Below are 670 nucleotides of genomic sequence, written 5' to 3' on the forward strand. Positions count from 1 at the left end.
TAAGTACACTCACGATAGACTTTTACTATGGGAAACTTTCGGTACATTGAGTTGAGCAGCGAAGAGGATGAGCGGCTGAGGGCCATCGAGCAGAGCCCGCACATGAACAAGAAGGTCAGGCTGCGCAGTCAAATGGTTCGCCTGTCGCACCAGCGTTGGGAGATGAGCCGTATCGCTGCGTATGTCGGATGCCACGTGCGGACGGTGGGTGCAGCCCTGAAGGCCTGGACCAGCCGAAAGTTCGAGGGACTGGCGGATCGCCCCCAGAAAGGCAATCGGCGCAAACTCCACGCAGAGGCGCTGCAGTTTATGCAGGACAAGCTGGCGGAAGACCGCTGCTGGAATGCGCGGCAGTTGACCGAAGCCATCGCCCTGGAGTTGGGCCTACAGGTAGACGAGGAGAGCGTACGACGCAACCTCAGGCAACTGGGTTACACCTGGAAGCGGGATCGCTACATCGTGGCCGGTCAGCCCGACCCCCAGCTACGGCAACAGGCCGAAGCGGCGCTCGAAACGCTCAAAAGGGGGCGCTCGCGGGTCGGGTCAACCTGAAGTATCTGGACGAGAGTGGGTTTGGTTTGTCTTTACCGATAGGCTATAGCTGGACACTCAAGGGGCAGTCGCACCAACGCGAGGTTCCCCGATACTTTGCAGGCGCAGGGCGAATCAA

General features: G+C 59.6%; 1 protein-coding gene. It reads left to right on the top strand.

Annotated features, from left to right (window positions below):
* The first annotated feature begins 27 nt into the window (after nt 1–27).
* Nucleotides 28–552 (top strand): helix-turn-helix domain-containing protein, encoded by a 525-nt coding sequence (locus Mhypo_RS17830; protein ID WP_119342534.1) that lies wholly within the window; start codon nt 28–30, stop codon nt 550–552.
* The last annotated feature ends 118 nt before the right edge of the window (nt 553–670 follow it).

The sequence above is a fragment of the Meiothermus hypogaeus genome (assembly GCF_003574035.1).
GTDB classification, from domain to species: Bacteria; Deinococcota; Deinococci; order Deinococcales; family Thermaceae; genus Meiothermus; species Meiothermus hypogaeus.